This window comes from Candidatus Accumulibacter phosphatis (assembly GCF_012939955.1).
Classification (GTDB): Bacteria; Pseudomonadota; Gammaproteobacteria; order Burkholderiales; family Rhodocyclaceae; genus Accumulibacter; species Accumulibacter delftensis.
In genome coordinates, this window is sequence record NZ_SPMY01000147.1 from 1 (window position 1) to 668 (window position 668).

Below are 668 nucleotides of genomic sequence, written 5' to 3' on the forward strand. Positions count from 1 at the left end.
ATGGTGCTCTTCTAGTCGTCTTGCTTGCTCGGTTCATCTGGTGTGGCCTGTCCGGGTCAGCGTGTAGAACTCATGCAGCTTGGCCTGGAGCAGTTTTCTGTCGGGTAGCCGGGTCCAGTACTCGGCTACCAATGCCGGCGAAAGCGAGCGACTCAGGGCGTACTCGACGACTTCGCTGTCCTTGCTGGCACAAAGCAGTACGCCGATAGACGGGCCTTCATGCGGTTTGCGCAAGTCACGGTCGAGGGCTTCGAGATAAAACTCCAGCTTGCCGAGGTGTTCGGGCTGGAATTCGCCAATCTTCAGCTCGATGGCGACCAGGCAATTCAGTTCGCGATGAAAAAAACAGCAGATCGAGGGCAAAGTCGCGACCCCCTACCTGCAGCGGCACTTCGCTGCCGATGAAACAGAAGTCGCGGCCCATTTCGCTGAGAAATCGCCTGAGATTGTGCAGCAGGCTCTGGTGCAGATCGGCCTCGAGATGGCCGTCTGGCAATTCGAGGAACTCGACGACGTAGGCATCGCGAAAGACAGTTGCGGCACCAGGATGAAGTTCTCTCAACGCTGTTGAGAGTTTTGGCGGGTGCAACACCGCACGTTCGAACAGGGCGCTGTCGATCTGGCGGGCGACTTCCCGTACCGGCCAGCGTTGCTGGCAGCTCATGCGC

The 668-nt window shown here is 58.5% G+C and carries 1 pseudogene; it reads right to left on the minus strand.

Annotated elements, in window-relative coordinates:
- Positions 1–33 precede the first annotated feature (33 nt).
- Positions 34–668: pseudogene (locus E4Q23_RS23190) on the minus strand (PDDEXK nuclease domain-containing protein); the annotation flags it as partial.